Raw genomic sequence first — 25543 nt, 5'->3', positions numbered from 1 at the left:
CAAGGTCGCATGCGGTCCGTGCCGAATTTGTACGACAAGCCGACCAGAAATCTTATTCACTCTCTGGGGTGAAGCATGGGGCCATTTGCCCGATTAATCCTTCCCCGGCCTTTACTCTGCATTACGATCCGTTTACCGAGCGTTGATTCATCTCGTTGCATTCACGCAATTCAGTGCTTCGCCGCACTGCTTCATCGCCTGCTTCACCGCTTGCCTCACCGCTTGCCTCACCGCATTGCTTCATCCCGCCGCTGCACGCCGTGAACCACGGCCGCGATTTCCGACCCCTCACACCCATGGGGGTCCCCCACAATTCCGCGACCGCGCTGCACCCCGGAGGAGACGGGAACATGTCAGCCTGCGTACCCACCCGAGCCAGTGACCCCGACCGGACGGACGAGCCCACAGCCGCTCTCCGGAAGGCCCACAGCCCACCACCCGCACCGCCCCGCCGATTCCGCCTCGCGGGCGCCGACCTGTCCGCGTCCGTGTCCGTCTTCCTGATCGCCCTGCCGCTGTCCCTCGGCATCGCCCTCGCGACCGGCGCACCCCTGGAGTCCGGGCTCGTCGCCGCCGCCGTCGGCGGACTGGTCGGCGGCCTCGTCGGCGGATCCCCGCTCCAGGTCAGCGGCCCCGCCGCCGGTCTGACCGTGGTCACCGCCGAGCTCATCCAGCGCTACGGATGGCGCACCACCTGCGCCGTCACCGTCCTCGCCGGCGTCGCCCAGCTCGGGCTCGGCTGCCTGCGGGTGGCCCGCACCGCGCTCGCCGTCAGCCCCGCCGTCGTGCACGGCATGCTCGCCGGCATCGGCGTCACCATCGCCGTCGCCCAGCTGCACATCGTCCTGGGCGGCACCCCCGACAGCTCGGTCCTGGCCAACGTGGCGGCGCTGCCGCACCAGTTGGCCGACGCGCACCCCGCCACCGTCGCCATGAGCGTGCTCACCCTCGGGCTGCTCGTCCTGTGGCCCCGGCTGCCCGGCAGAGTCGGCCGCATCGCCCGCAAGGTGCCCGCCGCACTCGTCGCGGTGACCGCCGCGGCCACCGCCACCGCCCTGTTCGGCCTCACGCTGCCCGAGGTCGACCTGCCGTCCTGGAGCAGCCACGCGCTGGCCGGGCTGCCGGACGGGCCGGTGCTCGGCATCCTCGCCGCCGTCCTGACGACGACCCTGGTGTGCAGCGTGCAGTCGCTGCTCGGCGCCGTAGCCGTCGACAAGCTCGCCACGGCGAGGACCGACCTGCCGCCCGCGGTCCGCCGCTCGCACCTGGACCGCGAGCTGCTCGGCCAGGGCGCGGCGAACATCGTGTCCGGAAGCCTCGGTGGCCTGCCCGTCGCCGGCGTGGCCGTCCGCTCCACGGCGAACGTGAACACGGGAGCGGTGAGCCGGAACTCCACGATGCTGCACGGCGTTTGGGTGGTAGCGGCCACGCTGCTCCTGGTCCCCGCCCTGGAGCTGATCCCGCTCGCCTCGCTCGCCGCCCTGGTGATGGCCGTCGGGATCCGGATGGTGTCCCTGCACCACATCCGCACGGTCACCCGCCATCGCGAGGTGCTCGTCTACGTCGTCACCACCGTCGGCGTCGTCGCCCTCGGCGTGCTCGAAGGCGTCGGCCTCGGTGTCGCGGTCGCCGTCGGTGTCGCCCTGCACCGGCTCGCCCGCACCCGCATCACGTACGAGGAGGACCTCCATGGGGTCCACCATGTGCGCGTACGGGGGCAGTTGACCTTCCTCGCCGTGCCCCGGCTGAGCCGCGCCCTGCACCAGGTGCCGCACGGGGCGAGCTGCGTGGTCGAGCTGGACGGGTCGTTCATGGACCACGCCGCGTTCGAGGCGCTCCAGGACTGGCAGAAGTCGCACGTCGCGGAGGGCGGCGCCGTCGAGGTCGCCGGCCGGGCCGGGGCGCGGATCGCCGAGCCCGCGAGCGCGGCGCACTCGTGCTGCCGCCCGTGGACGCCGTGGCGCAACCACCACTGCGACGGCCACCGGCCCCAGGACGCCGCCACCGGCTCCGCCGCGGGCACCGCTCCCGAGACGGAGCGGCCGCGCCGCGGCGGGCATCAACTGGCCAGCGGTATCAGCGCGTTCCAGCGGAACACGGCGCCACTGGTGCGCGGAGAGCTGGCCCGGCTGGCCCGCGAGGGGCAGCAGCCCACCCAGCTGTTCCTCACCTGTGCCGACTCCCGGGTCGTCACGTCGATGATCACGTCGAGCGGCCCCGGCGACCTGTTCGTGGTGCGGAACGTGGGCAATCTGGTGCCGCTGCCGGGCGAGGAGAGCGGGGACGACTCGGTGGCCGCCGCCATCGAGTACGCCGTCGATGTCCTGAAGGTGCAGTCGATCACCGTGTGCGGGCACTCCGGGTGCGGGGCCATGCAGGCCCTGCTCAGCGGCCCGCCCGACGGGGACGCGCGGACGCCGCTCGCGCGCTGGCTGCGGCACGGACTGCCCAGCCTCGCGCGGGCCGGTGACGCGGGACGGCCCGGGGCGCGGCTCGCGGGGCGGGCGCCGGCGGACGCGGCCGAGCAGTTGTGCCTGACCAATGTGGTGCAGCAGTTGGAGCATCTGCGGGCGCACCCCTCGGTGGCCCGTGCGCTGGAGCGGGGCGCCCTCGACCTGCACGGGATGTACTTCCATGTCGGTGAGGCGCAGGCCTATCTGCTCACCGAGGGCGGGCCGGGCGGCGCCGCCCCGGTCGACCCGGTCTTCGGCCATGTGGACGGTACCGAGGACGGAGGGGGAGACAGAGCCGGGGAGGGGCATCCGGTGCCGCAGCGCAGCCTCGCGTAAGAGGTCGTACGGGCATGGAGGGCGCGGCCGGAAACATCGGTCGCGCCCTCGGCATGTCGCCGGAAAGCGTGACCGACTGAACCCGCCGGACGTTCCGGACGTGGAGACGGGTGCGGAGCGGGCACCGGAACGGGGCCCGCACAAGATCGACAACAGGCGACAACAGGTCTAAACCAATTTCAGGGCAGCCCTTGTCAGCAGGGGGCGCCGTCTGATGAGCTGTGGCCTGGGACACAACGGCCGCCCCGGCTAAGCACCGTAAGGGAGATGTCGTGAGCAACGAAAGCCTGGCCAACCTCTTGAAGGAGGAGCGACGCTTCGCGCCGCCGGCTGACCTGGCCGCACGAGCCAACGTCACGGCCGAGGCGTACGAGCAGGCCAAGGCTGACCGGCTCGGCTTCTGGGCCGAGCAGGCCCGCCGCCTGAGCTGGGCCACCGAGCCGACGCAGACCCTCGACTGGTCGAACCCTCCGTTCGCGAAGTGGTTCGCCGACGGCAAGCTCAACGTCGCGTACAACTGCGTCGACCGGCACGTCGAGGCGGGGAACGGCGACCGCGTCGCCATCCACTTCGAGGGCGAGCCGGGCGACAGCCGGGCCATCACCTACGCCGAGCTCAAGGACGAGGTCAGCCGCGCGGCGAACGCGCTGACCGAGCTGGGCGTCGAGGCCGGCGACCGCGTCGCCGCCTACCTGCCGATGATCCCCGAGGCGGTCGTCTCGATGCTCGCGTGCGCCCGCATCGGCGCCGCGCACTCCGTCGTCTTCGGCGGCTTCTCCGCCGACGCCATCGCCAAGCGCATCGAGGACGCCGACGCCAAGGTCGTCATCACGGCCGACGGCGGATACCGCCGCGGCAAGCCGTCCGCGCTCAAGCCGGCCGTCGACGAGGCGCTGACCCGTGCGGCCGGCGTGACCAACGTGCTGGTCGTCCGGCGCACCGGGCAGGACGTCGCCTGGACCGAGGGCCGCGACCTGTGGTGGCACGAGACGGTCGGCCGCCAGTCCGCCGAGCACACCCCCGAGGCCTTCGACGCCGAGCAGCCGCTGTTCATCCTGTACACGTCCGGCACGACGGGTAAGCCGAAGGGCATCCTGCACACCTCGGGCGGCTACCTGACGCAGGCGAGCTACACGCACCACGCGGTCTTCGACCTCAAGCCGGAGACCGACGTCTACTGGTGCACGGCCGACATCGGCTGGGTCACCGGCCACTCCTACATCACGTACGGCCCGCTCTCGAACGGTGCGACGCAGGTCATCTACGAGGGCACCCCGGACACCCCGCACCAGGGCCGCTTCTGGGAGATCGTGCAGAAGTACGGCGTCACGATCCTCTACACGGCGCCCACCGCGATCCGTACGTTCATGAAGTGGGGCGACGACATCCCCGCGAAGTTCGACCTGTCCTCGCTGCGGGTCCTCGGGTCGGTCGGCGAGCCGATCAACCCCGAGGCCTGGGTCTGGTACCGGAAGAACATCGGCGCGGACAAGTGCCCCGTCGTGGACACCTGGTGGCAGACCGAGACCGGCGCGATCATGATCTCGCCGCTGCCGGGCGTCACCGAGACCAAGCCGGGCTCCGCCCAGCGCGCCCTGCCGGGCATCTCCGCGACGGTCGTCGACGACGAGGCGAACGAGGTGCCGAACGGCGGCGGTGGCTACCTGGTCCTGACCGAGCCGTGGCCGTCGATGCTGCGCACCATCTGGGGCGACGACCAGCGGTTCATCGACACGTACTGGTCGCGCTTCGAGGGCAGGTACTTCGCCGGTGACGGGGCGAAGAAGGACGAGGACGGCGACATCTGGCTGCTCGGCCGCGTCGACGACGTCATGCTCGTCTCCGGGCACAACATCTCGACGACCGAGGTCGAGTCGGCGCTCGTGTCGCACCCGGCCGTCGCCGAGGCCGCCGTCGTCGGCGCCGCCGACGAGACGACCGGACAGGCGATCGTCGCGTTCGTCATCCTGCGCGGCACCGCGAACGCGGAGGACGACGGCCTCGTCGCCGACCTGCGCAACCACGTGGGCGCCACGCTCGGCCCGATCGCCAAGCCCAAGCGGGTGCTGCCGGTCGCCGAGCTGCCCAAGACGCGCTCCGGCAAGATCATGCGCCGTCTGCTGCGGGACGTCGCGGAGAACCGGGAGCTGGGTGACGTCACCACGCTGACCGACTCCTCGGTGATGGACCTGATCCAGACCAAGCTGCCGGCGGCGTCCAGCGAGGACTGACCCCGCGCTCACCTGACGAACGGGCATCCGGCGAACGCGCCGGGTGCCCGTTTCGTGCGTATCGTGACGATCACCAGGCACGCCACGCATACACCCGGTAGGGTGAAGGGCGCGTCAAGAACGCGTCATGATGTCCACAGGGTGTGCCGGGAAGTCTGGTCGGCGGTGTCCACAGCCGTACCTGACCGGAGGTCCCCACCCGTGAGCGCGCCGACGAAGAAGCCGACGGACAACCCGTCGAACAACCCCCGCAAGGTCCTGGGCCGGCTCTCCCTGCCCGAGCGCACCTTCGTCGCCGACGCCCTGCGCACCGAGACCGTCGGCGGTGTCCTGCTCCTCGTCGCGGCGATCGCCGCGCTCGTCTGGGCGAACGTCCCGGCCCTGAGCCACAGCTACGAGACGGTCAGCCACTTCCACCTCGGCCCGAGTGCCATCGGGCTCGACCTGTCGGTGGCGCACTGGGCGGCCGACGGCCTCCTCGCCGTCTTCTTCTTCGTCGCCGGCATCGAGCTCAAGCGCGAACTCGTCGCCGGGGACCTGCGCGACCCCAAGGCCGCGGCGCTGCCGGTCGTCGCCGCGCTGTGCGGCATGGCCGTGCCCGCGCTCGTCTACACGCTGGTCAGCACGGTGGGCGGCGGCTCGCTCGACGGCTGGGCCGTGCCGACGGCCACCGACATCGCGTTCGCCCTCGCCGTCCTCGCCGTCATCGGCACCTCGCTGCCCAGCGCCCTGCGCGCCTTCCTGCTCACCCTCGCCGTCGTCGACGACCTCTTCGCGATCCTGATCATCGCGATCTTCTTCACCAGCGAACTGAACTTCGCCGCGCTCGGCGGCGCCGTCCTCGGCCTCCTCGTCTTCTGGTTCCTGCTCCGCAAGGGCGTGCGCGGCTGGTACATCTACGTGCCGCTCGCGCTCGTCATCTGGGCGCTCATGTACAACAGCGGCATCCACGCCACCATCGCCGGTGTCGCCATGGGTCTGATGCTGCGCTGCCACCGCCACGAGGGCGAGGAGCAGTCGCCCGGCGAGCACATCGAGCACCTGGTGCGGCCGCTGTCGGCCGGGCTCGCGGTGCCGCTGTTCGCCCTGTTCAGCGCCGGGGTCGTCGTGTCGGGCGGCGCGCTCGGCGATGTCTTCACCCGGCCGGAGACGCTCGGTGTCGTGCTCGGCCTCGTCGTCGGCAAGGCCGTCGGCATCTTCGGCGGCACCTGGCTGACGGCCCGCTTCACCAAGGCTTCCCTCTCCGACGAGCTGGCCTGGCCGGACGTCTTCGCGGTCGCCACGCTCGCCGGCATCGGCTTCACCGTCTCGCTGCTCATCGACGAACTCGCCTTCACCGACGACCCCGTGCTCACCGACGAGGTCAAGGCCGCGGTGCTGGCGGGCTCCCTGATCGCCGCCGTGCTCGCGGGCGTCCTGCTGAAGATCCGCAACGCCAAGTACCGGGCCCTGTGGGAGGACGAGGAGCGCGACGAGGACGCGAGCGGCGTCCCCGACATCTACGAGCAGGACGACCCGGAGTACCACCGGCGGATGGCCGAGATCTACGAGAAGAAGGCCGCGGAACACCGGAGGCGTGCCGAAGTGGCGGGCGGGGCAGGCGATGACGACGGGCGTCCGGCATGATCTGAGGCCTACGGAAGTTCGCCCCGGAGATATCCGCTACAGAAGAACAGGGAGTACGCGATGAGCGCACCCGACGGCAGCCCGGTCGGCGCCGAACGCAGCATCGGCCAGCTGTTCGCCTCGGCGACGACCGAGATGTCCGCACTGGTGCACGACGAGATCGCCCTCGCGAAGGTGCAGCTGAAGCAGGACGTGAAGCGCGGGGTCACCAGCGCGGCGCTCTTCATCGTCGCCCTGACCATGCTGCTCTTCTCGCTGCCCATGCTGAGCTTCGCGCTGGCCTACGGGATCAACGCGTGGACCGGCGGGCACAACGGGGAGGGTGGCTGGAACCTGGCCTGGTGCTTCCTGCTGTCCTTCGCCGGCACCCTCGTCCTGGCCGGACTGCTCGGCCTCATCGGCATCAAGATCGCCAAGAAGGCCAAGCAGAGCAAGGGCCCGCAGAAGGTCGCCGCCTCGGTCAAGGAGACGGCGGGCGTACTGCAGAACGCCAAGCCGCACCCCCGTCAGGTGACGCCGGGCGACCGTGTCCCCGAGGCCATCGAGGCTGTGGCACGCTCGTCCTCATGACGGACCCCGCCACCCCATCGGCCCAGCCGCCCACCTCGGTCGTACGACTCGACGTACCCGGGGCGCCGGACGTGCTCCACCGGGACGTCGCGGCGAACGGCGCGCGCTTCCACATCGCCGAGCTGGGTGACGGACCCCTCGTGCTGCTGCTGCACGGGTTCCCGCAGTTCTGGTGGACGTGGCGGCACCAGCTCGTGGCGCTCGCCGACGCCGGGTTCCGGGCCGTGGCGATGGACCTGCGGGGCGTCGGCGGCAGCGACCGCACGCCGCGCGGCTACGACCCGGCGAACCTGGCGCTCGACATCACCGGCGTCGTGCGCTCCCTCGGCGAGCCCGACGCGGCGCTCGTCGGCCACGACCTCGGCGGCTATCTCGCGTGGACCGCCGCCGTGATGCGCCCCAAGCTGGTGCGCCGGCTCGTGGTGTCGTCGATGCCGCATCCGCGCCGCTGGCGCTCGGCGATGCTCGCCGACCCCAAGCAGACCTCGGCCGGGTCCTACGTGTGGGGATTCCAGCGGCCCTGGATCCCGGAGCGTCAGCTGGTCGCGGACGACGGGGCGTTGGTGGGCCGCCTGATGCGCGACTGGTCGGGGCCGAACCAGCCGGAGGACCAGGCCGTCGAGGCGTACCGGCAGGCCATGCGCATCCCGTCCACGGCGCACTGCTCGGTCGAGCCGTACCGCTGGCTGGTCCGCTCGCTGGCCCGGCCCGACGGCATCCAGTTCTACCGCCGCATGAAGCGCCCGGTCCGCGTCCCGACCCTGCATCTGCACGGCTCGCTCGACCCGGTGATGCGCACCCGCAGCGCGGCCGGCTCCGGCGAGTACGTCGAGGCCCCCTACCGCTGGCGCCTCTTCGACGGCCTCGGCCACTTCCCGCACGAGGAGGACCCGTTGGCCTTCTCGAACGAGCTGGTCAACTGGCTCAAGGACCCCGAGCCCGACCGCTGATCCGGCCGGTGGGCGGCGGCTTCTCCCGGCAGACGGCCCCTCCCGGCCGGGGGTCCGGGGGTCGGCCCCCGGGAGACACAGCCCGCACGAGGAGGACCCGTTGGCCTTCTCGAACGAGCTGGTCAACTGGCTCAAGGACCCCGAGCCCGACCGGTGAACGGGGCGGTGATCCGGCCGGTGGGCGGCGGCCTCGCCCCGCGTCCGCGGCCCCCGCACCCGGCCGGTGGGCGGACGGGCGGGAACTGTTGTCCTACGAACAGCCAAATGCCCGGCGCATAAGCCAATTGGGCGCGGCGCGGGCGGTTACCGACCATGAGGCCCGGGCACACGTCGGTGTATGGGCTGGACGCACGACTACAGTGACGCAGCACGCACCCGCCGCCCGGCGATGACGCTGGGCTCTCCCCAGAGGGGGGCGCCGCAGGACCACACGGCGCACGACCCCCGGCTGGGCATTTCGCGCATCCTGCGCCGCAGGGCCCGGTGGATGTCCGCCCGGCTGCGGCACAGCGCCCGCGACTGACCTCGGCCGCACCGCAGCACCACCTTCACCTCACAGGGCGCAGGCGTCCATGTCGACTTCCTGGACCGCGGTGCGGCCCTGCTCGATGTCGCCGCGGATCTCGTCGCCGGTCAGGGCGTACCCCGTGTCCGCGTTGTCCAGGGACTTGGCGAAGACCACGCCGTAGACCTGGCCCTCGGGCGTCAGCAGCGGGCCGCCCGAGTTGCCCTGACGGACCGTCGCGTACAGCGAGTACACGTCGCGCTGCACCGTGCCCCGGTGGTAGATGTCCGGGCCGTCGGCCGTGATGCGGCCACGCAGCCGGGCGGGACGCACGTCGTACGCGCCGTTCTCCGGGAAGCCGGCGACGATCGCGCCGCCGCCGCGCTCCGCGTCCGTCGACGTGAACCGGAGCGGGGGCGCCTTCAGGTCCGGCACGTCCAGGACCGCGATGTCGCGCTCCCAGTCGTAGAGGACGACCTTCGCGTCGTAGCGGACGCCCTCCCCGCCTATCTGCACGGTGGGCTCGTCGACGCCGCCGACCACGTGCGCGTTCGTCATCACGCGGCGGTCGGCGAAGACGAAGCCGGTGCCTTCCAGGACCTTTCCGCAACTGGGCGCCTGGCCCACGACCTTGACGATGGAACGCTTCGCCGAGGTCGCGACGGGGCTCTTGGCGAGCGCCGGGTCCGGCGGGCTGACCTCGGCGATCGGCTCGTTCGCGAACGGGCTGAAGACCTGGGGGAAACCGTTCTGCGCAAGTGTGGAGGAGAAATCGGCGAACCAGGTGTCCGCCTGGGAGGGCAGCGCCTGGGAGACCCCGAGCAGCACCTTCGAGCTGCGGACCTCCTTGCCGAGCGTGGGCAGCGTCGTCCCCGCGAGCGCGGAACCTATCAGCCAGGCCACCAGGAGCATCGCGGCCACATTGACCAGCGCGCCGCCCGTCGCGTCGAGCGCGCGGGCCGGGGACCAGGTGATGTACCGGCGCAGCTTGTTGCCCAGATGCGTCGTGAAGGCCTGGCCGATCGACGCGAAGACGATCACCACGATCACGGCGACGACCGCGGCGGCCGTCGTGACCTCCGCGTCGTCGGTGGCCGCCGACCAGATCACAGGGAGCGTGTAGACCGCGACGAGGCCACCGCCCAGGAATCCGATCACCGACAGGATGCCGACGACGAACCCCTGGCGGTAACCGACGATCGCGAACCACGCGGCGGCGGCGAGCAACAGGATGTCCAGCACATTCACGTGGGCCACCCTGTCACGAGCGCCAGTCGAGCGGGACCGACTTCTCCCGGTCCCAGGGGCGCTCCCAGCCCGCGAAATGCAGCAGTCTGTCGATGACACCGGCCGTAAAACCCCAGACCAGAGCCGATTCGACCAGAAAAGCGGGGCCGTGGTGCCCGCTCGGGTGCTTGGCCGTCGCCCTGTTCTCCGGGTCCGTGAGATCGGCCACCGGGACCGTGAAGACCCGGGCCGTCTCCGCGGGGTCGACGGCCGCGACCGGCGACGGGGTCCGCCACCAGCCGAGCACCGGCGTCACCACGAACCCGCTCACCGGGATGTACAGCTTCGGGAGCACGCCGAAGAGCTGGACCCCGCTCGGGTCGAGGCCCGTCTCCTCCCAGGCCTCCCGCAGCGCGGCCCGCAGCGGCCCCTCGGCGCGCGGGTCCCCGTCCTCCGGGTCCAGGGCGCCGCCGGGGAACGAGGGCTGGCCCGCGTGCGACCTCAGCGAGCCCGAGCGCTCCATCAGCAGCAGCTCGGGGCCCCGCTCGCCCTCGCCGAACAGGATCAGCACCGCGGACTGGCGCCCCGCGCCGTCCTCGGGCGGCAGGAAGCGGCTCAGCTGCTCCCCGCGCACCGTCGCGGCGGCCTCGGCGACCGGGTCCAGCCACGCGGGCAGCCCGGCCGTGCGCAGCGTGACGTCCGGCACGGCACCGGATCCCTCCGGCGCCGCGCCGCCCCTCGCCCGCTCTCCGTCGATACCGCCGATACCGCTGATCTCGCTCACGTTCTTCATCGCCGCCCCCGTGACTCTCGTGATGGGCCCAACGCCCGACCGCCCTCGCTTCGTTCCCCGCTCACCCTTTCGTGGGACTCTCGCGGGTTCAGGAACCGCCCAGCGGCGGGGCCGGCAGACCGCCCGCGTCCAGGTAGGACTGCGGGGGCTTGAGGCGCTGTCCCGGCAGGCCGCCCTTCTCGTACTTCAGCAGCTTCTTCGCCTTCTCCGGGTCCGTCTCGCCCTCCCCGTAGGCCGGGCAGAGATGCGCGATCGGGCAGGCTCCGCAGGCCGGCTTGCGGGCGTGGCAGATACGGCGGCCGTGGAAGATCACGTGGTGGCTGAGCATCGTCCACTGGCTCTTCGGGAACAGCGCGCCGACGGCCTGCTCGACCTTGTCCGGGTCCGTCTCCTCCGTCCACTTCCAGCGCCGTACGAGGCGGCCGAAGTGGGTGTCGACGGTGATCCCGGGTCGTCCGAACGCGTTGCCGAGCACCACGAACGCCGTCTTGCGGCCGACGCCCGGCAGCTTGACCAGGTCCTCCAGGCGGCCCGGCACCTCACCGCCGAACTCCTCGGTCAGGACCTTCGCCAGGCCCATGATCGACTTCGTCTTCGCACGGAAGAAACCGGTCGGCCGGATCAGCTCCTCGACCTTCTCCGGGTTCGCCGCGGCGAGGTCCTCGGGCGTCGGGTAGGCGGCGAACAGTCCGGGCGTCGTCTGGTTGACCCTCAGGTCCGTCGTCTGCGCGGACAGCACCGTGGCCACGACCAGCTGGAACGGGTTCTCGAAGTCCAGCTCCGGGTGCGCGTACGGGTACGTCTCGGCGAGCTCGCGGTCGATCCTGCGCGCCCGCCGCACGAGCGCGACCCGGCTCTCCGGCTTCGCGACAACCTTCGCGGGAGCCTTCGCCGGGGCCTTCGCGGGGGCCTTCTTCTTCGCGGGCTTGCCTGGCTCGGCGGGCTTCGCTGGCATCGACTCGACGGCCTTCCCTGGGGGGACAGAAGGATGGTCCGACGCCTGTTCGCCCACAGCGGAATCGAGATGGCCGGACACCGTGCCGACCCTCTGGACCTGCGGTCTCACCGGCGTTTTGGACACCCGGCCAGCCTAAAGGCAGTCACCGACATCCGTCCGGGAGCCCTCGGATCGGCCCCCGATTGGCCCCCTCCCCGTCGGGTTGCGGCGCGGGTGCGGCAAACTTGTGTCTGAGTGACTGATCACACTGTTTGGACCGTCCGGCAAAATGGGGATCGGTGAACACCGTGCCCCACGGTGCAGGCGACATAGGAGAGAAACTCGTGGACGACGTTCTGCGGCGCGCCCCGCTCTTCGCGGCGCTCGATGACGAGCAGGCCGCGGAGCTCCGCGCCTCCATGAGTGAGGTGACCCTCGCTCGCGGCGATGCGCTGTTCCACGAGGGAGACCCCGGGGACCGCCTGTACGTGGTCACCGAGGGCAAGGTGAAGCTCCACCGCACCTCCCCCGACGGCCGGGAGAACATGCTGGCCGTGCTCGGCCCCGGCGAGCTGATCGGCGAGCTGTCGCTGTTCGACCCCGGCCCGCGCACCGCGACCGCCAGCGCGCTGACCGAGGTGAAGCTGCTCGGCCTCGGCCACGGCGACCTCCAGCCCTGGCTGAACGCCCGGCCCGAGGTGGCCGCCGCGCTGCTGCGCGCCGTCGCCCGCCGCCTGCGCAAGACCAACGACCAGATGTCCGACCTGGTCTTCTCCGATGTGCCGGGCCGTGTCGCCCGCGCCCTGCTCGACCTGTCGCGCCGCTTCGGCGTGCAGTCCGAGGAGGGCATCCACGTCGTGCACGACCTCACGCAGGAAGAGCTGGCCCAGCTGGTCGGCGCCTCCCGCGAGACGGTCAACAAGGCGCTGGCGGACTTCGCCGGCCGCGGCTGGCTCCGCCTGGAGGCCCGCGCGGTGATCCTCCTGGACGTGGAGCGCCTCGCCAAGCGTTCCCGCTGACACCGGACGCCCACAGCCCTACGACGAAGGGTCCCGCCACTGCACCGTGGCGGGACCCTTCGTCGTAGGGCCCCCGCAAGCCCCTCAGACACCCACGCAGAGACGGAGTGACGCGGACATGACCTCGACCCCGCTGCCGCAGGACGACGCCGGACTCGCCGCCCGCTTCGAGGCGGAGCGCCCCCGGCTGCGGGCCGTGGCGTACCGGATGCTCGGCTCGTTCAGCGAGGCGGAGGACGCGGTCCAGGAGGCGTGGCCGCGGCTCCAGCGGGCCGGCGCGGACGAGGTGCGGAACCTGGCCGGCTGGCTGACCACGGTCGTCGGGCGGATCTGCCTCGACATGCTGCGCACCCGCACCGCGCGCCGCGAGGACCCGCTGGAGGAGGGCGGCACCGTCGAGATCCATGTGCCGGACCCGGTGGTCCGGCCGCTGGACCCGGTGCACGAGGCCGAGACGGCCGACTCAGTGGGGCTCGCGCTGCTCGTCGTGCTCGACACGCTGGCGCCCGCCGAGCGGCTCGCGTTCGTGCTGCACGACATGTTCGCCGTGCCGTTCGAGGATCTCGCGCCGATCGTGGAGCGCACCCCCGCGGCGACCCGGCAGCTGGCGAGCCGGGCCCGGCGCCGGGTGCAGGGCCAGGTGCCGCCCGCCGACACGGATCTGGGCCGCCAGCGCGAGGTCGTCGCGGCCTGGGTCGCGGCCTCCCGCGCGGGCGACTTCGAGGCGCTGCTCGAACTTCTCGACCCGGACGTCCTGTTGCGGGTCGACGCGGGCCCCGGCACGGCGTCCAAGCTGGTGCGCGGCGCCCTGGAGGTGGCCGGCCAGGCCGCGCTGTACGGCCGGCTCGCGCCCTTCTCGTACGCCGCCTACGTGGGCGACGGCGTCGGGGTCGTGGCCGCGCCGAACGGGACGCCGACGACGGTCCTCGCGCTCACCGTGCGCGGCGGGCGGGTCGTGGAGATCGACATCATCGTCGACCCGCCCCGCCTGTCCGGGCTCACCGGCGCCCAGTGGAAGTGACCGCCGGACACCTCTGACCGAGCCGCCCGGGCGGACGCACTCCCGCCACACAGGGCCTAGCCGATCAGTCCGTGCTCGCTCAGGTACTCGAGCTGGGCCCGCACGGACAGTTCGGCCGCGGGCCATAGGGAGCGGTCGACGTCCGCGTAGACGTGCGCCACGACCTCGGGCGCCGTCCGCAGGCCGTTCTCGACGGCGGTCTCGACCTGGGCGAGACGGTTGGCCCGGTGGGCGAGGTAGAACTCGACGGCGCCCTGAGCGTCCTCGAGGACCGGGCCGTGGCCGGGCAGCACCGTGTGCACTCCGTCGTCGACGGTCAGGGAGCGCAGCCGGCGCAGCGAGTCCAGGTAGTCGCCGAGGCGGCCGTCGGGGTGCGCGACCATCGTCGTGCCGCGCCCGAGGATCGTGTCGCCGGTCAGCACGGCACGGTCGGCGGGCAGATGGAAGCAGAGCGAGTCGGAGGTGTGGCCGGGCGTCGGCACGACCCGCAGCTCCAGGCCGCCCGTCGTGATCACGTCACCGGCGGCCAGGCCCTCGTCGCCGAGCCGCAGCGCCGCGTCGAGCGCCCGCACCTTCGTGCCGGTCAACTCGGCGAAGCGGCCCGCGCCTTCGGCGTGGTCGGGGTGCCCGTGGGTGAGCAGGGTGAGCGCGATCCGCTTGCCCAGCTTCTCCGCGGTGGCCACGACATGGGTGAGGTGCGCGTCGTCCAGCGGGCCCGGGTCGATGACGACGGCCAGGTCGCTGTCCGGCTCGGCGACGATCCAGGTGTTGGTGCCGTCGAGGGTCATCGCGGACGGGTTCGGTGCGAGCACGTTGACCGCGCGGGCGGTCGCGGGGCCGGAGAGCACCCCGCCGCGCGGCTGCCCCGGCAGGGCTGCGGCGTCCGACATGGTCAGTTCCCCCCGTTGGAGATGTGCTTGGTGAACTCGTCGTGCCCCGGCCAGGACAGCACCAGTTCGTCGCCTTCGAGCCGTGCCTGCGCGAGTACGGGCGTCAGGTCGCGCCCCGCGGCGCCGTCGAGGGCCTCGGCGGCGGTCCCGTACGCATCGAGGGTGCGCAGCGTCGCGATCGTCGGGGGCATCATCGACAGCTCGCCCCGGTCGTAGCCCGCGGCGGCCTCGCCGGGCCGGATCCACACCGTGCGGTCCGCCTCGGAGGAGTCGTCACTGGTGCGCTGGCCGACGGGGAGCGCGGCCACGAAGAACCAGGTGTCGTAGCGGCGCGGCTCGAACTCGGGGGTGATCCAGCGGGCCCACGCGCCCAGCAGGTCGGAGCGCAGCACCAGCCCGCGGCGCCGCAGGAACTCGGCGAAGGACAGGTCCCGGTCGACCAGGGCCTGCCGGTCGGCGGTCCAGTCGGCGCCCGTGGTGTCGTCCACGACGCTGTCCGGGGTGGGTCCGGCGAGCAGCACACCGGCCTCCTCGAAGGTCTCCCGCACGGCCGCGCACACGACCGCCTGCGCGTCCTGCTCCGGTACCCCGAGGCGGACCGCCCACTCCTTGCGGGAGGGGCCCGCCCAGCGGACCTGCCGGTCGTCGTCGCGCGGGTCGACGCCGCCGCCGGGATACGCGTAGGCGCCGGCCGCGAAGGCCATGGACGTACGCCGCCGCAGCATGTGCACCTCGACGCCCTGCGCGTCGCGCAGCAGCATGACGGTGGCCGCGCGCCGGGGCGTCGCGGGGGTCATCGTGCCGGCGGCGAGGGCGCGGATCCGCTCCGGCCACTCGGGGGGATACCACTGCCCGTTTGCCATGGCCGGAGGCTATCCGCTGGCGGGCGGATGTTCGAGAGGCACCTGGTGCCCGCCCGAAGATCCGCCCGCCGGCAGAACCGTCCCGGAAGGGGACGTCACGCCTCGGTGAGCTCCACCTGGAACTCGACCTCGACCGGCGCGTCCAGCGGCAGCACCGCGACACCGACGGCGCTGCGGGCGTGCACGCCCTTCTCGCCGAGGACCTCGCCGAGCAGCTCGCTCGCGCCGTTGATCACGCCGGGCTGGCCGGTGAAGTCCTGCGCGGAGGCGACGAACCCGACGACCTTCACGACGCGCGCGACGCGGTCCAGGTCACCGGCGACGGACTTGATCGCCGCCAGACCGTTCAGCGCGCAGGTGCGGGCCAGGTCCTTGGCCTGCTCGGCGGTGACCTCGGCGCCGACCTTGCCGGTCAGCGGCAGCTTGCCGTCGACCATGGGCAGCTGCCCGGCCGTGAACACGTAGACGCCGGACTGCACGGCCGGCTGGTACGCGGCGACCGGCGGCACGACGGGCGGCAGCGTCAGTCCGAGCTCGGCCAGCCGGGCCTCGACGGCGCTCATGCCTGCTTCTCCCGCTTCAGGTACGCCACCAGCTGCTCCGGGTTGTTCGGTCCCGGCACGACCTGGACGAGCTCCCAGCCGTCCTCGCCCCACGTGTCCAGGATCTGCTTCGTCGCGTGCACGAGGAGCGGCACGGTCGCGTATTCCCACTTCTTAGCCATGGGGCCGACTGTATCCGCCGATCCAGCGGGTCACGTTCCGGAGGCTCCTGCGTGATCCGGGCACGTACTGGTTAGGCTCGAATACGTGAGCAGGCTCCAGGTCGTCAGCGGCAAGGGCGGTACCGGAAAGACCACGGTCGCCGCCGCACTCGCGCTCGCCCTCGCGACCGAGGGGAAGCGCACACTTCTGGTGGAGGTGGAGGGCAGGCAGGGCATCGCACAGCTCTTCGAGACCGAGGCACTTCCCTACGAGGAGCGGAAGATCGCCGTCGCTCCCGGCGGTGGCGAGGTGTACGCGCTCGCCATCGACCCCGAGCTGGCGCTCCTCGACTACCTCCAGATGTTCTACAAGCTGGGCGGCGCCGGCCGCGCCCTCAAGAAGCTCGGCGCGATCGACTTCGCGACGACGATCGCCCCGGGCCTCAGGGACGTCCTGCTGACCGGCAAGGCGTGCGAGGCGGTCCGCCGCAAGGACAAGAAGGGGAACTACGCGTACGACCACGTGGTCATGGACGCGCCCCCGACCGGCCGCATCACCCGCTTCCTGAACGTGAACGACGAGGTCGCCGGGCTCGCCCGGATCGGCCCGATACACAATCAGGCCCAGGCGGTCATGCGCGTCCTCAAGTCCCCCGAGACGGCCGTGCACCTGGTGACGCTCCTGGAGGAGATGCCGGTGCAGGAGACCCTCGACGGGGTCGCCGAGCTGCGCGCCGCGAACCTGCCCGTCGGGCGGTTCATGGTGAACATGGTGCGGCCCGCGCTGCTCGGCGAGGACGCCCTCGCCATGGCCCGGGAGAAGTCCGTGCGCCCGGCGGTCGCCGAGGCCCTGGCCGCGGCCGGCGTCGGCAGCGCCAAGCGGCTCGTGGGCCCGCTGATCACCCAGGCCGGCGAGTACGCGGAGCGGTACGCCCTGGAGCGCGCCCAGCGCGAGCTGCTCGCCGACGCGGGCCTCACCCGGCACGAACTGCCGCTGCTCACCGAGGGCCTGGACCTGTCGGGCCTGTACCGGCTCGCCAAGGAACTGCGACAGCAAGGAATTCAGGGGACTCTTCGATGACGCTGGATCCGCGAGCTCCGCTCGACATCGACCCGCTGCTCGACGACCCGGCCACCCGCATCGTGGTGTGCTGCGGCAGCGGCGGGGTCGGCAAGACCACCACCGCCGCGGCGCTCGGTCTGCGCGCCGCCGAGCGGGGCCGCAAGGTCGTCGTCCTGACCATCGACCCGGCCCGCCGGCTCGCCCAGTCCATGGGCATCGACTCGCTGGACAACACCCCGCGCCGGGTCAAGGGCATCGACGACACGGCGGGCGGCGAGCTGCACGCGATGATGCTCGACATGAAGCGCACCTTCGACGAGATCGTCGAGGCGCACGCGGACGAGGAGCGCGCGCAGGCGATCCTGTCCAACCCCTTCTACCAGTCGCTCTCCGCGGGCTTCGCCGGCACGCAGGAGTACATGGCGATGGAGAAGCTCGGTCAGCTCCGCGCCCGCGACGCGTGGGACCTGATCGTCGTCGACACCCCGCCGTCGCGCTCCGCGCTGGACTTCCTGGACGCGCCCAAGCGGCTCGGCTCCTTCCTCGACGGGAAGCTGATCCGGCTGCTGATGGCCCCGGCGAAGGTCGGCGGGCGCGCGGGCATGAAGTTCCTGAACGTCGGCATGTCGATGATGACCGGCACCCTCGGCAAGCTGCTCGGCGGTCAACTCCTGCGCGACGTCCAGACGTTCGTCGCCGCGATGGACACCACCTTCGGCGGGTTCCGCACCCGCGCGGACGCCACGTACAAGCTGCTGCAGGCGCCCGGCACCGCGTTCCTCGTGGTGGCGGCGCCCGAGCGGGACGCGCTGCGCGAGGCCGCGTACTTCGTGGAGCGCCTCGCCGCCGAGCGCATGCCGCTGGCCGGTCTGGTGCTCAACCGGGTGCACGGCAGCGGCGCCGGCCGTCTCTCGGCCGAGCGCGCGCTCGCCGCCGCAGAAAATCTTGACGAGTCCGGCATTGTGGATCAGACGGCCGGGAAGGAAGAGCTTCGTACCTCTCCCGAGGACCTCGAAACCGCTGAGACCCCCGAAGCCGTCGAGACCGACGCTGCCGCCGATACCGACGCAGCCGTCGCACCCGAGACTCCCACCGTGGCGCAGCTGACCGCGGGTCTGCTGCGCCTGCACGCCGAACGCATGCAGGTGGTCGCGCGCGAACAGCGCACGCGTGACCGCTTCACCGCACTGCACCCCGAGGTCGCCGTGACCCAGGTCGCGGCGCTGCCCGGTGATGTCCACGACCTGTCAGGCCTGCGGGACATCGGTGACCGGCTCGCGGCCGGTGGTACTCCGGCCGGAGCTTCCTGAGCCGTACGGGCCCACGGACCCACGGGTCCCGCGCGGCGCGTGCCGGGCGCTGTCACGCCACCCGGGCCGCGCTCTCTACCCGACGGCCGCGTACCGGTCGTCCTCGCAGTACTCGTGCGAGCCGTCCGCCGCGTCCTCCTCGAGCTCGGCGGGCAGCAGCCCCGCACCGCGCTCGTACTCCGTCCGTGCCGTCTCAAGCAGCCGGCGCCACGACGTGACGGTCGGACGCCGGCGCAGCAGCGCGCGTCGCTCCCGTTCGGTCATGCCGCCCCACACTCCGAATTCGACGCGATTGTCCAGCGCGTCGGCGAGGCACTCGGTGCGCACGGGGCATCCCGTGCACACCGCCTTCGCCCGGTTCTGCGCTGCTCCTTGAACGAACAGTTCATCCGGATCGGTAGTGCGGCAGGCCGCCTGCGCACTCCAGTCGACTACCCAGCCCATACCGGCGCCGTCCTCTCCCGAATCGAGGCTCCCCCACGGCGGCAGCGGCATATTCACCGCCGCCAGTTGAGGACGTTACGGAAGGTGGGCACAGCGCAACACCCCCTTCGGGCCCAATCTTGAATGGCCCGAACGGACTATGCGTAAGCGGCAGATCACCCGACGGAGTGACCGAGGGACATGCGTAATAACCCCGGCAAAACGGGGCAGTTCATCTGAGCCAGAACGGACTTCAGGCGACGTATGAGGCGGATTCGGACACGTCCGGAACCCCGGAATCCGCGTGCGCGGGCGGGGACGGAAATGACTACAAGAGGCACGGAAAAAATGCCGGGAACGATTCGGGGTCGTCCCACGTCTTGATACGAGACCGCACTGCTGTGACAGTTGAGTGCAGCTTAGGCCAAGGCATATACGCCTGTCCGGAGAATCAGAACGTAGGCTGCCCCCCATGGGAAAGAAGCGCTCGGCAGGTGGCGGCGGCGGTCTGTCGCCGGCCCAACAGGCCGCCAAGTTCCTCGGTGTCAGCGTGCTCGCCGGAGCCGTGCTCGCCGGAATCGCCCTGCCCGCGGCGGGCGCGCTCGGCCTCGCGGCCAAGGGATCGGTCGAGGGGTTCGACGAGATCCCGGCCAATCTGAAGACGCCCCCGCTCATGCAGCGCACCACCATCCTGGACAACAAGGGCGGCACCCTCGCGACCGTCTACGCACGTGACCGCACGGTCGTCCCGCTCGACGAGATCTCGCCGTACATGCAGAAGGCGATCGTCGCGATCGAGGACTCGCGCTTCTACGAGCACGGGGCCGTCGACGCGAAGGGCATCCTGCGCGCCATCAACGCGAACGCGCAGAACGGCGGCGTCTCGCAGGGCGCGTCCACGCTCACCCAGCAGTACGTGAAGAACGTGTTCATGGAAGAGGCGGGCGACGACCCGACCAAGCTGGCGCAGGCGACGCAGCAGACCATCGGCCGCAAGGTCAAGGAGCTGAAGTACGCGATCCAGGTCGAGGACGAGCTGGGCAAGAAGAAGATCCTCGCCAACTACCTGAACATCACGTACTTCGGCCAGCAGGCGTACGGCGTCGAGGCCGCGGCCCAGCGCTACTTCTCGAAGCACGCCAAGGACCTGAGCGTGCAGCAGGCGGCGATGCTCGCCGGCATCGTCCAGTCCCCGAGCCGCTACGACCCCGTCAACGACGAGGAGGAGGCCAAGCGCCGGCGCAACGTCGTGCTGCAGCGCATGGCCGACGTCCACGACATCTCGCAGGCCGAAGCCGACAAGGCCAAGGCCAGCCCGCTCGGCCTCAAGGTCAAGCGCCCGCAGAACGGGTGCATCACCGCGGTCAAGGGCGCCTCCTTCTTCTGCGACTACGTGCGCGAGGTGTTCCTCACCGACCCGGTCTTCGGCAAGACGAAGGAAGCCCGCAGCGCGCTCTGGCAGCGCGGCGGACTGACCATCAGGACCACGCTCGACCCGCAATCCCAGGAGTCGGTGCAGACCTCGGTCAAGAACCACGTCTACCGGACCGACAAGGTCGCCACGGCGGTCACCCTGGTCGAGCCCGGCACCGGCAAGATCGTCGGCATGGGCCAGTCGAAGCCGTACGGCACCGACAAGGACAAGAACGAGACGGTCCTCAACTACTCGGTCAACGCGGCCTACAACGGCTCGGGGTACGGCTTCCCGACCGGTTCGACGTTCAAGCCGTTCCTCGCCGCCGCCGCCCTGGAGGGCGGCACGCCGGTGACGCAGGAGTACCCGGCCCCGTACGAGATGCCGTACCCCAAGCAGGTGCAGACCTGCAGCGGGAAGCCGTGGGTCAACGACGGCGGCTACCGGGTGGAGAACGAGAACGAGTCGGAGGTCGGCCCCTATCGCCTCAAGGAGGCGATGGAGAAGTCCATCAACACGTACTTCGTGCAGATGCTCGGCGACACCGGCATGTGCCCGGTCGTCCAGATGACCGACAAGCTGGGCGTCGTGCAGGGCAACGGCGAGAAGGTCGACGAGGTGCCGTCCTCGATGACCCTCGGTTCGACCGGTCTGTCGCCGCTGACGATGGCCTCCGCCTACGCGGCGTTCGCCAACCGCGGCACGTACTGCACGCCGGTCGCCATCGACGCGATCACCGGCCCGAACGGCAAGGCGCTCAAGGTCCCGAAGACGAAGTGCTCGCGGGCCATGTCCGAGCAGACCGCCGACAAGATCAACACCCTGCTGAGCGGGGTGACCGACTCCGGTACCGGTCAGAAGGCCGGCCTCCAGAGCCGGGACAACGCCGGTAAGACCGGTACGACGGACGCCCGCAGGAACGCCTGGTTCGTCGGCTACACCCCGAACCTGTCGGGCGCGGTCTGGGTCGGCAGCGCCAGCCAGTCGGTCAAGATGGTGGACATCACGATCGGCGGCGTCTACCAGGCGAAGGTCTTCGGTGGTGAGGTGCCGGGTCCGATCTGGCGCGACGCCATGACGGGCGCGCTCTCCGGAAAGCCCGCGCCGACCTTCACCAAGGTCGACATCCCGGACCCCGACAAGGACAAGCACAAGGACCGGGACAAGGGGCGCGACAAGGGCCACGACGACGCCAAGCCTGGTGACGGCGGCAGCGGTGGCGGGGGCGACGACCCCTTCCCCGGCGTCTCGCTCCCGCCGGACCTGATCAGCGGCGGCAACGGGAACGGGGGGAACGGCGGCTGGCGCCACTAGTTCCCCGGTCCACCGGCCGGTGAGTACGTGAGAGGGGCGCCCCCGGCGGGGGCGCCCCTCTCACGTACTCACCGCGTCGTGCTCGTCAGCCGAGCAGCAGGCGCTTGACCGTCGCGGCGACACGGCCGCCCTCGGCCTTGTCCCCCACCTTCGGCTTCACGATCTTCATGACCTGGCCCATGGCCCGGCCGCCCTCGGCGCCGGCCGCCTTCGCCTCCTCGACCGCCTGCGTGACGATCTGCTCCAGCTCGGCGTCGGTCAGCTGCTGCGGCAGGTACTCGGCGAGCACCTCGCCCTCCGCCTTCTCGCGCGCGGCGGACTCGTCACGCCCCGCGCCCTCGAAGGCCTCGGCCGCCTCGCGGCGCTTCTTCGCCTCCTTGACGATGACGGCCTGCACCTCGTCGTCGGAGAGCTCGCGCTTCTCCTTGCCCGCGACCTCCTGGTTCGTGATCGCGGCGAGGGTCATCCGGAGCGTCGAGGAGCGCAGCTCGTCACGCCCCTTGATCGCGATGTTGAGGTCGTCCTGCAGCTTCGACTTGAGCGTGGTCATGACTCGATTGTCGCAGGTGTCACAGCGTCAGCGCCCGCGGATTTCCCCGCCCCTCCCCCGGACGGACCGCCCCGTTCGTCTGACACGATGGGCGTATGCGCGCGCAATACGGGATTCCCCTGAAGGTCTCAGCCGGCGTCGCGGCGGTGGGTGCCGCCGGACTCGCCTACTCCATGGGCTTCGAGGCCCGCTCCTTCCGGCTGCGCCGGGTGACCGTCCCGGTCCTGCCCGCGGGCATGCGGCCGCTGCGCCTCCTCCAGGTCTCCGACATCCACATGGTGAGCGGGCAGCGCAAGAAGCAGCGCTGGCTGCGCTCGCTCGCGGGCCTGCGCCCCGACTTCGTCATCAACACGGGCGACAACCTCTCCGATCCCGAGGGCGTCCCGGAGGTCCTGGACGCGCTCGGCCCGCTGATGGAGTTCCCCGGCGCGTACGTCTTCGGGTCGAACGACTACTACGGGCCCAAGCCGCGCAACCCCGCCAAGTACCTCCTCGAGAAGGTGCAGGGCCGCCACGGGCTGAACGGGAACCCGCCGGTCGTCGGCGCGATCCACAACCCGTGGGAGGGCCTGCGCGACGGCTTCGACGAGGCCGGCTGGCTGAACCTCACCAACACCCGGGGCGTGCTCAAGGTCGCCGGGATCGAGATCGGCCTCACCGGGGTGGACGATCCGCACATCAAGCGCGACCGGTACGAGGAGGTCGCGGGCGGCCCGCTGACCGGCCCGGACTTCTCCTTCGGCGTCGTGCACGCCCCGTACCTGCGCTCCCTGGACGCCTTCACCGCCGACGGCTACCCGCTGATCCTCGCCGGGCACACCCACGGCGGGCAGGTCTGCATCCCCTTCTACGGCGCCCTGGTCACCAACTGCGACCTGGACACCGACCGCGTGAAGGGGCTGTCCACGCACGAGGCCGGGGGCCACACCTCGTACCTCCACGTCTCTGCGGGCTGCGGCGCCAACCGCTACACCCCGTTCCGCTTCGCCTGCCCGCCCGAGGCGACGCTGCTGACGCTGACCCCGGCGCGGGTCTGACGCTTCGGCTCGCCCGTCGCGGCGGGCCGCTCTAGCGTGACGGCATGATCACCCCCGATGCCGGCGCCGATGCCGCCGTACCCGTACCGGAGGACGCCGGAGCCACGCCGCCCCGGCGCCGCCCCGCGACTCTGGCCGCCGCCTTCCGCACACTCGTCGCCCTCGCGGCGGCCACCGGCATCGTCATCGACCTCTCGATCAGCAGCAGCGCGCTCCGCGTCCTGAGCTACTTCACGATCCAGTCGAACATCCTGGTCGCGGTCGTCCTCGCCGCCGGCGCGCTCCGGGCCTGGACGGGGCGCCCCGCGCTGCCGCCCCTGGTCACGGGCGGCACACTCCTCTTCATCTGCATCACCGGGCTCGTCTACCACGTGATCCTGGCCAACGACTCCAGCGGCTTCTCCATGACGGACGACGCCGCGCAGGCCGCCATGACGGGGCCCCGCCGGGTCTCCAACCAGCTCCTGCACACGGTCACCCCGATCGGCACCGCCCTCGACTGGCTCCTGTTCACCGCCCCCGGCGCCCTGCGCCTGCGGCACGCCGTGCTCTGGCTCACGTACCCGCTGGCCTACCTCGGCTTCGCCCTCGTCCGCGGCGCGATCATGACCCCGGGCACGCCGGCCCGCTACCCGTACCCGTTCCTGGACGTCGACGCGCACGGCTACGCGGGCGTCCTCGGCAACGGTCTGACCTTCGGCCTCGCCTTCTACGGACTGGCCCTGGCCCTCGTCGGACTGGACCGGATCCGCCCCGCGATCGCCCCCGCCGAAAACCGGATTTCGTCTCAGGCCGCCGGTCCGCTAAAGTAATCGATGTCGCCGCGACCTGCCGAACAGCAGAGAGCGGAGCAACGACATCGGGGTGTAGCGCAGCTTGGCAGCGCGCTTCGTTCGGGACGAAGAGGTCGTGGGTTCAAATCCCGCCACCCCGACAGCTGTAACACCAGGTCAGGCCCGGTGCTGAGAAATCAGCACCGGGCCTGACCTGCGTTGCGGTGCCGTGAGGGCTGCCCGGAGTACCCTGGAGATACCGGGAGTAACTCGAACACCCGCTCCCACGCGGACGTCGTTTCCGGCGATCACCACACTGGGCCGTCCTGCAGGGCGGCCCGGAGACGGGTCCGCGATCATGACCACCACCGTCGCACCCCCACGTTCCGCACGCCTGTCGCTGACACCGAAGACCACACTCGCCGGCCTCCTGGACGGCGCCTGGTGGCCTCGTTCGCGTGACCTCACCACTGAACTCCCGCCTCTGGCCGACGCGCTGGAGGGGCGGTACGGGCGCATCACCCGCGTCATGGTGAACCCCGCCCACTGGCCCGTCATCCCGCACAAGGTTCCCGCCACCGGACACATCGTGCACGTCGGCTGGTTCACCGAGCTGGATCCCGACAAGATGATCCTGCTCTCCTACACCATCGGCCGCTGCGACCTGCTGGTGATCCCGCCTGAGACCGAACCCGCCGCAGCTGCCCGGCTGTTGGCCGCCGCGGCCATCCCCGGCAGTTGCCTGACCGCTGGTGTCCTGATGTCCGACGAGGCCGCGACCGGCCGTCGGATGAGGGACGCCGGAAGCGGCGAGGAGGCCTGGGAGACCGACGGCGGCTCCGACCCGCCACCGCCGCGGCACCCGGTCGTCGGCCGGCGGATGATCCCCCTGCCGGGGACCCCGGGGCGGTGACGTCATGGAGACCCTGGTCGCCCTCGCGGCAGTCGCCCTGCTCATCGTGCTCGGCACACGACTGATCCACCGGCTCAACGCACAGCACGACGCACGCATCGCCGCCCACCGGTTCAGCGCCCCCTTCCCTCCCCTCCACCGGCCGCCCGGCCACGGCCGGCACCCGCCGACAGGGCGGGGCACCCGCCCCGAGGCCACCGACACCCGGCACTGACCGGCTCACGAAAGGACTCGGTCATGGCGACACTCCGCGAGCGGCAGGACTTCCGCAGCCGGGTCCTGACCGCGCTCTACGAAGCCACCGAAGGCAACCGCCTCCTCGGCGTGACGGGCCGCAGACTCCGCAACGACCTGCGCATCCCGGAGGAGGACCTCGCCGCCGCCTGCACCTACCTCGCCGGCGAGGACCTGATCACCGTCGACTGGGAACCCGGCAACACCCCCGCGATGGTCTGCCTCACCCATCAGGGGATCCGCCGCATGGAGGCCGACGAAGAAGCACACGGCTGAGCCGGACCGCCCGCCTTCTCCCCTGGCCGGTCCGGCCCGCAGGCGTAGCATGGGACATGGATCGAGCACTCTCACGTGTGACGATCCGGAAGGGCGGCCTCGGCGGAGTGAA

General features: G+C 71.4%; 25 protein-coding genes and 1 tRNA gene. 17 read left to right on the top strand and 9 right to left on the bottom strand.

The features are described 5' to 3' along the window. The first annotated feature begins 350 nt into the window (after positions 1 to 350). The 6 genes from ACIBTU_RS06090 to ACIBTU_RS06065 all read left to right on the top strand — a co-directional run bounded on the left by ACIBTU_RS06090 (position 351) and on the right by ACIBTU_RS06065 (position 8689). Positions 351 to 2789: a bifunctional SulP family inorganic anion transporter/carbonic anhydrase gene (locus ACIBTU_RS06090; protein ID WP_399124694.1), complete on the top strand. Its 2439-nt coding sequence runs from the start codon at positions 351 to 353 to the stop codon at positions 2787 to 2789. Between the two features lie 272 nt (positions 2790 to 3061). After that, positions 3062 to 5020, top strand: a complete 1959-nt coding sequence (gene acs / locus ACIBTU_RS06085) for an acetate--CoA ligase (protein ID WP_399124693.1) — start codon at positions 3062 to 3064, stop codon at positions 5018 to 5020. 201 nt (positions 5021 to 5221) lie between these two features. Then, a complete protein-coding gene (gene nhaA / locus ACIBTU_RS06080) occupies positions 5222 to 6646 on the top strand; it encodes a Na+/H+ antiporter NhaA (RefSeq protein WP_399124692.1) in 1425 nt (474 codons plus the stop codon). Positions 6647 to 6706: 60 nt separating this feature from the next. Further along, positions 6707 to 7216 carry a phage holin family protein gene (locus tag ACIBTU_RS06075; RefSeq protein WP_399124691.1) on the top strand — a complete coding sequence of 170 codons (510 nt, stop codon included), beginning with the start codon at positions 6707 to 6709 and terminating at the stop codon, positions 7214 to 7216. Then, positions 7213 to 8166 carry an alpha/beta fold hydrolase gene (locus ACIBTU_RS06070; protein ID WP_399124690.1) on the top strand — a complete coding sequence of 318 codons (954 nt, stop codon included), beginning with the start codon at positions 7213 to 7215 and terminating at the stop codon, positions 8164 to 8166. Before ACIBTU_RS06075 ends, ACIBTU_RS06070 begins: the two co-directional genes overlap by 4 nt. A gap of 337 nt (positions 8167 to 8503) precedes the next feature. Further along, entirely contained in the window at positions 8504 to 8689 is a 186-nt protein-coding gene (locus ACIBTU_RS06065; protein ID WP_399124689.1) for a hypothetical protein, read from the top strand. Between the two features lie 30 nt (positions 8690 to 8719). Here the strand turns inward: ACIBTU_RS06065 and ACIBTU_RS06060 are convergent, their stop codons facing one another. The 3 genes from ACIBTU_RS06060 to nth all read right to left on the bottom strand — a co-directional run bounded on the left by ACIBTU_RS06060 (position 8720) and on the right by nth (position 11646). Next, complete coding sequence (locus ACIBTU_RS06060) at positions 8720 to 9919, bottom strand: MarP family serine protease (protein WP_399124687.1); 1200 nt, start codon at positions 9917 to 9919, stop codon at positions 8720 to 8722. Positions 9920 to 9932: 13 nt separating this feature from the next. Then, positions 9933 to 10691 carry an NUDIX hydrolase gene (locus tag ACIBTU_RS06055; protein WP_399124686.1) on the bottom strand — a complete coding sequence of 253 codons (759 nt, stop codon included), beginning with the start codon at positions 10689 to 10691 and terminating at the stop codon, positions 9933 to 9935. A gap of 88 nt (positions 10692 to 10779) precedes the next feature. Beyond that, a complete protein-coding gene (gene nth / locus ACIBTU_RS06050; protein ID WP_399124685.1) occupies positions 10780 to 11646 on the bottom strand; it encodes an endonuclease III in 867 nt (288 codons plus the stop codon). 326 nt (positions 11647 to 11972) lie between these two features. Here nth and ACIBTU_RS06045 point away from each other — a divergent pair, with 326 nt between their 5' ends. Then, on the top strand, positions 11973 to 12647 hold the full coding sequence (locus ACIBTU_RS06045) for a Crp/Fnr family transcriptional regulator (protein WP_016642758.1): 675 nt from the start codon (positions 11973 to 11975) through the stop codon (positions 12645 to 12647). A gap of 118 nt (positions 12648 to 12765) precedes the next feature. Then, positions 12766 to 13668, top strand: a complete 903-nt coding sequence (locus tag ACIBTU_RS06040) for a sigma-70 family RNA polymerase sigma factor (RefSeq protein WP_399124684.1) — start codon at positions 12766 to 12768, stop codon at positions 13666 to 13668. Positions 13669 to 13724: 56 nt separating this feature from the next. Here ACIBTU_RS06040 and ACIBTU_RS06035 read toward each other — a convergent pair whose 3' ends face one another. From ACIBTU_RS06035 to ACIBTU_RS06020, 4 genes are all read right to left on the bottom strand, one after another. Continuing rightward, positions 13725 to 14558 (bottom strand): MBL fold metallo-hydrolase, encoded by an 834-nt coding sequence (locus ACIBTU_RS06035; RefSeq protein WP_399124683.1) that lies wholly within the window; start codon positions 14556 to 14558, stop codon positions 13725 to 13727. 2 nt (positions 14559 to 14560) lie between these two features. Beyond that, positions 14561 to 15421 carry an NUDIX hydrolase gene (locus tag ACIBTU_RS06030; RefSeq protein WP_399124682.1) on the bottom strand — a complete coding sequence of 287 codons (861 nt, stop codon included), beginning with the start codon at positions 15419 to 15421 and terminating at the stop codon, positions 14561 to 14563. 95 nt (positions 15422 to 15516) lie between these two features. Further along, positions 15517 to 15984, bottom strand: a complete 468-nt coding sequence (locus ACIBTU_RS06025; protein WP_384622072.1) for a RidA family protein — start codon at positions 15982 to 15984, stop codon at positions 15517 to 15519. Then, positions 15981 to 16145 carry a DUF4177 domain-containing protein gene (locus tag ACIBTU_RS06020; protein WP_073494871.1) on the bottom strand — a complete coding sequence of 55 codons (165 nt, stop codon included), beginning with the start codon at positions 16143 to 16145 and terminating at the stop codon, positions 15981 to 15983. The genes ACIBTU_RS06025 and ACIBTU_RS06020 overlap by 4 nt, the downstream gene beginning before the upstream one ends. 85 nt (positions 16146 to 16230) lie before the next feature. On the opposite strand from ACIBTU_RS06020, the gene ACIBTU_RS06015 reads away from it, so the two are divergent. After that, the gene (locus tag ACIBTU_RS06015) at positions 16231 to 17205 is read left to right on the top strand and encodes an ArsA family ATPase (protein ID WP_399124681.1); all 975 of its coding nucleotides are present in this window, start codon (positions 16231 to 16233) and stop codon (positions 17203 to 17205) included. Next, complete coding sequence (locus ACIBTU_RS06010) at positions 17202 to 18497, top strand: ArsA family ATPase (RefSeq protein ID WP_399124680.1); 1296 nt, start codon at positions 17202 to 17204, stop codon at positions 18495 to 18497. Before ACIBTU_RS06015 ends, ACIBTU_RS06010 begins: the two co-directional genes overlap by 4 nt. Positions 18498 to 18572: 75 nt before the next feature. Here the strand turns inward: ACIBTU_RS06010 and ACIBTU_RS06005 are convergent, their stop codons facing one another. Continuing rightward, positions 18573 to 18941 carry a WhiB family transcriptional regulator gene (locus tag ACIBTU_RS06005; RefSeq protein ID WP_399124679.1) on the bottom strand — a complete coding sequence of 123 codons (369 nt, stop codon included), beginning with the start codon at positions 18939 to 18941 and terminating at the stop codon, positions 18573 to 18575. Positions 18942 to 19392: 451 nt separating this feature from the next. Here ACIBTU_RS06005 and ACIBTU_RS06000 point away from each other — a divergent pair, with 451 nt between their 5' ends. Further along, on the top strand, positions 19393 to 21648 hold the full coding sequence (locus ACIBTU_RS06000; RefSeq protein ID WP_399124678.1) for a transglycosylase domain-containing protein: 2256 nt from the start codon (positions 19393 to 19395) through the stop codon (positions 21646 to 21648). Positions 21649 to 21733: 85 nt separating this feature from the next. Here the strand turns inward: ACIBTU_RS06000 and ACIBTU_RS05995 are convergent, their stop codons facing one another. Next, positions 21734 to 22198 carry a GatB/YqeY domain-containing protein gene (locus ACIBTU_RS05995; RefSeq protein WP_399124677.1) on the bottom strand — a complete coding sequence of 155 codons (465 nt, stop codon included), beginning with the start codon at positions 22196 to 22198 and terminating at the stop codon, positions 21734 to 21736. A gap of 95 nt (positions 22199 to 22293) precedes the next feature. On the opposite strand from ACIBTU_RS05995, the gene ACIBTU_RS05990 reads away from it, so the two are divergent. The 6 genes from ACIBTU_RS05990 (at position 22294) to ACIBTU_RS05965 (ending at position 25431) form a co-directional block, all read left to right on the top strand. Further along, positions 22294 to 23235 carry a metallophosphoesterase gene (locus ACIBTU_RS05990; protein WP_399124676.1) on the top strand — a complete coding sequence of 314 codons (942 nt, stop codon included), beginning with the start codon at positions 22294 to 22296 and terminating at the stop codon, positions 23233 to 23235. A 44-nt stretch (positions 23236 to 23279) separates the two neighbouring features. Continuing rightward, positions 23280 to 24047: a Pr6Pr family membrane protein gene (locus tag ACIBTU_RS05985; protein ID WP_399124675.1), complete on the top strand. Its 768-nt coding sequence runs from the start codon at positions 23280 to 23282 to the stop codon at positions 24045 to 24047. A gap of 48 nt (positions 24048 to 24095) precedes the next feature. Continuing rightward, positions 24096 to 24169, top strand: a tRNA-Pro gene (locus ACIBTU_RS05980). 197 nt (positions 24170 to 24366) lie between these two features. Then, positions 24367 to 24921: a DUF5994 family protein gene (locus ACIBTU_RS05975; RefSeq protein ID WP_399124674.1), complete on the top strand. Its 555-nt coding sequence runs from the start codon at positions 24367 to 24369 to the stop codon at positions 24919 to 24921. A 4-nt stretch (positions 24922 to 24925) separates the two neighbouring features. Beyond that, a complete protein-coding gene (locus ACIBTU_RS05970) occupies positions 24926 to 25135 on the top strand; it encodes a hypothetical protein (RefSeq protein WP_399124673.1) in 210 nt (69 codons plus the stop codon). Between the two features lie 23 nt (positions 25136 to 25158). Beyond that, entirely contained in the window at positions 25159 to 25431 is a 273-nt protein-coding gene (locus ACIBTU_RS05965) for a hypothetical protein (RefSeq protein WP_399124672.1), read from the top strand. Positions 25432 to 25543 lie beyond the last annotated feature (112 nt).

This window comes from Streptomyces sp. NPDC050145, assembly GCF_044460245.1.
In the GTDB taxonomy this organism is placed as follows: domain Bacteria; phylum Actinomycetota; class Actinomycetes; order Streptomycetales; family Streptomycetaceae; genus Streptomyces.
This window is presented reverse-complemented; position numbering and strand designations above follow the sequence as displayed.

Excerpts from the sequence above, each read along its gene's own strand:
- ACIBTU_RS06090 (WP_399124694.1), top strand. The coding sequence starts at position 351 with ATGTCAGCCTGCGTACCCACCCGAGCCAGTGACCCCGACCGGACGGAC.
- ACIBTU_RS06075 (WP_399124691.1), top strand. The coding sequence starts at position 6,707 with ATGAGCGCACCCGACGGCAGCCCGGTCGGCGCCGAACGCAGCATCGGC.
- ACIBTU_RS06070 (WP_399124690.1), top strand. The coding sequence starts at position 7,213 with ATGACGGACCCCGCCACCCCATCGGCCCAGCCGCCCACCTCGGTCGTA.
- ACIBTU_RS06065 (WP_399124689.1), top strand. The coding sequence starts at position 8,504 with ATGGGCTGGACGCACGACTACAGTGACGCAGCACGCACCCGCCGCCCG.
- ACIBTU_RS06055 (WP_399124686.1), bottom strand. The coding sequence starts at position 10,691 with ATGAAGAACGTGAGCGAGATCAGCGGTATCGGCGGTATCGACGGAGAG.
- nth (WP_399124685.1), bottom strand. The coding sequence starts at position 11,646 with ATGCCAGCGAAGCCCGCCGAGCCAGGCAAGCCCGCGAAGAAGAAGGCC.
- ACIBTU_RS06040 (WP_399124684.1), top strand. The coding sequence starts at position 12,766 with ATGACCTCGACCCCGCTGCCGCAGGACGACGCCGGACTCGCCGCCCGC.
- ACIBTU_RS06035 (WP_399124683.1), bottom strand. The coding sequence starts at position 14,558 with ATGTCGGACGCCGCAGCCCTGCCGGGGCAGCCGCGCGGCGGGGTGCTC.
- ACIBTU_RS06030 (WP_399124682.1), bottom strand. The coding sequence starts at position 15,421 with ATGGCAAACGGGCAGTGGTATCCCCCCGAGTGGCCGGAGCGGATCCGC.
- ACIBTU_RS06025 (WP_384622072.1), bottom strand. The coding sequence starts at position 15,984 with ATGAGCGCCGTCGAGGCCCGGCTGGCCGAGCTCGGACTGACGCTGCCG.
- ACIBTU_RS06020 (WP_073494871.1), bottom strand. The coding sequence starts at position 16,145 with ATGGCTAAGAAGTGGGAATACGCGACCGTGCCGCTCCTCGTGCACGCG.
- ACIBTU_RS06010 (WP_399124680.1), top strand. The coding sequence starts at position 17,202 with ATGACGCTGGATCCGCGAGCTCCGCTCGACATCGACCCGCTGCTCGAC.
- ACIBTU_RS06005 (WP_399124679.1), bottom strand. The coding sequence starts at position 18,941 with ATGGGCTGGGTAGTCGACTGGAGTGCGCAGGCGGCCTGCCGCACTACC.
- ACIBTU_RS06000 (WP_399124678.1), top strand. The coding sequence starts at position 19,393 with ATGGGAAAGAAGCGCTCGGCAGGTGGCGGCGGCGGTCTGTCGCCGGCC.
- ACIBTU_RS05995 (WP_399124677.1), bottom strand. The coding sequence starts at position 22,198 with ATGACCACGCTCAAGTCGAAGCTGCAGGACGACCTCAACATCGCGATC.
- ACIBTU_RS05990 (WP_399124676.1), top strand. The coding sequence starts at position 22,294 with ATGCGCGCGCAATACGGGATTCCCCTGAAGGTCTCAGCCGGCGTCGCG.
- ACIBTU_RS05985 (WP_399124675.1), top strand. The coding sequence starts at position 23,280 with ATGATCACCCCCGATGCCGGCGCCGATGCCGCCGTACCCGTACCGGAG.
- ACIBTU_RS05975 (WP_399124674.1), top strand. The coding sequence starts at position 24,367 with ATGACCACCACCGTCGCACCCCCACGTTCCGCACGCCTGTCGCTGACA.
- ACIBTU_RS05970 (WP_399124673.1), top strand. The coding sequence starts at position 24,926 with ATGGAGACCCTGGTCGCCCTCGCGGCAGTCGCCCTGCTCATCGTGCTC.
- ACIBTU_RS05965 (WP_399124672.1), top strand. The coding sequence starts at position 25,159 with ATGGCGACACTCCGCGAGCGGCAGGACTTCCGCAGCCGGGTCCTGACC.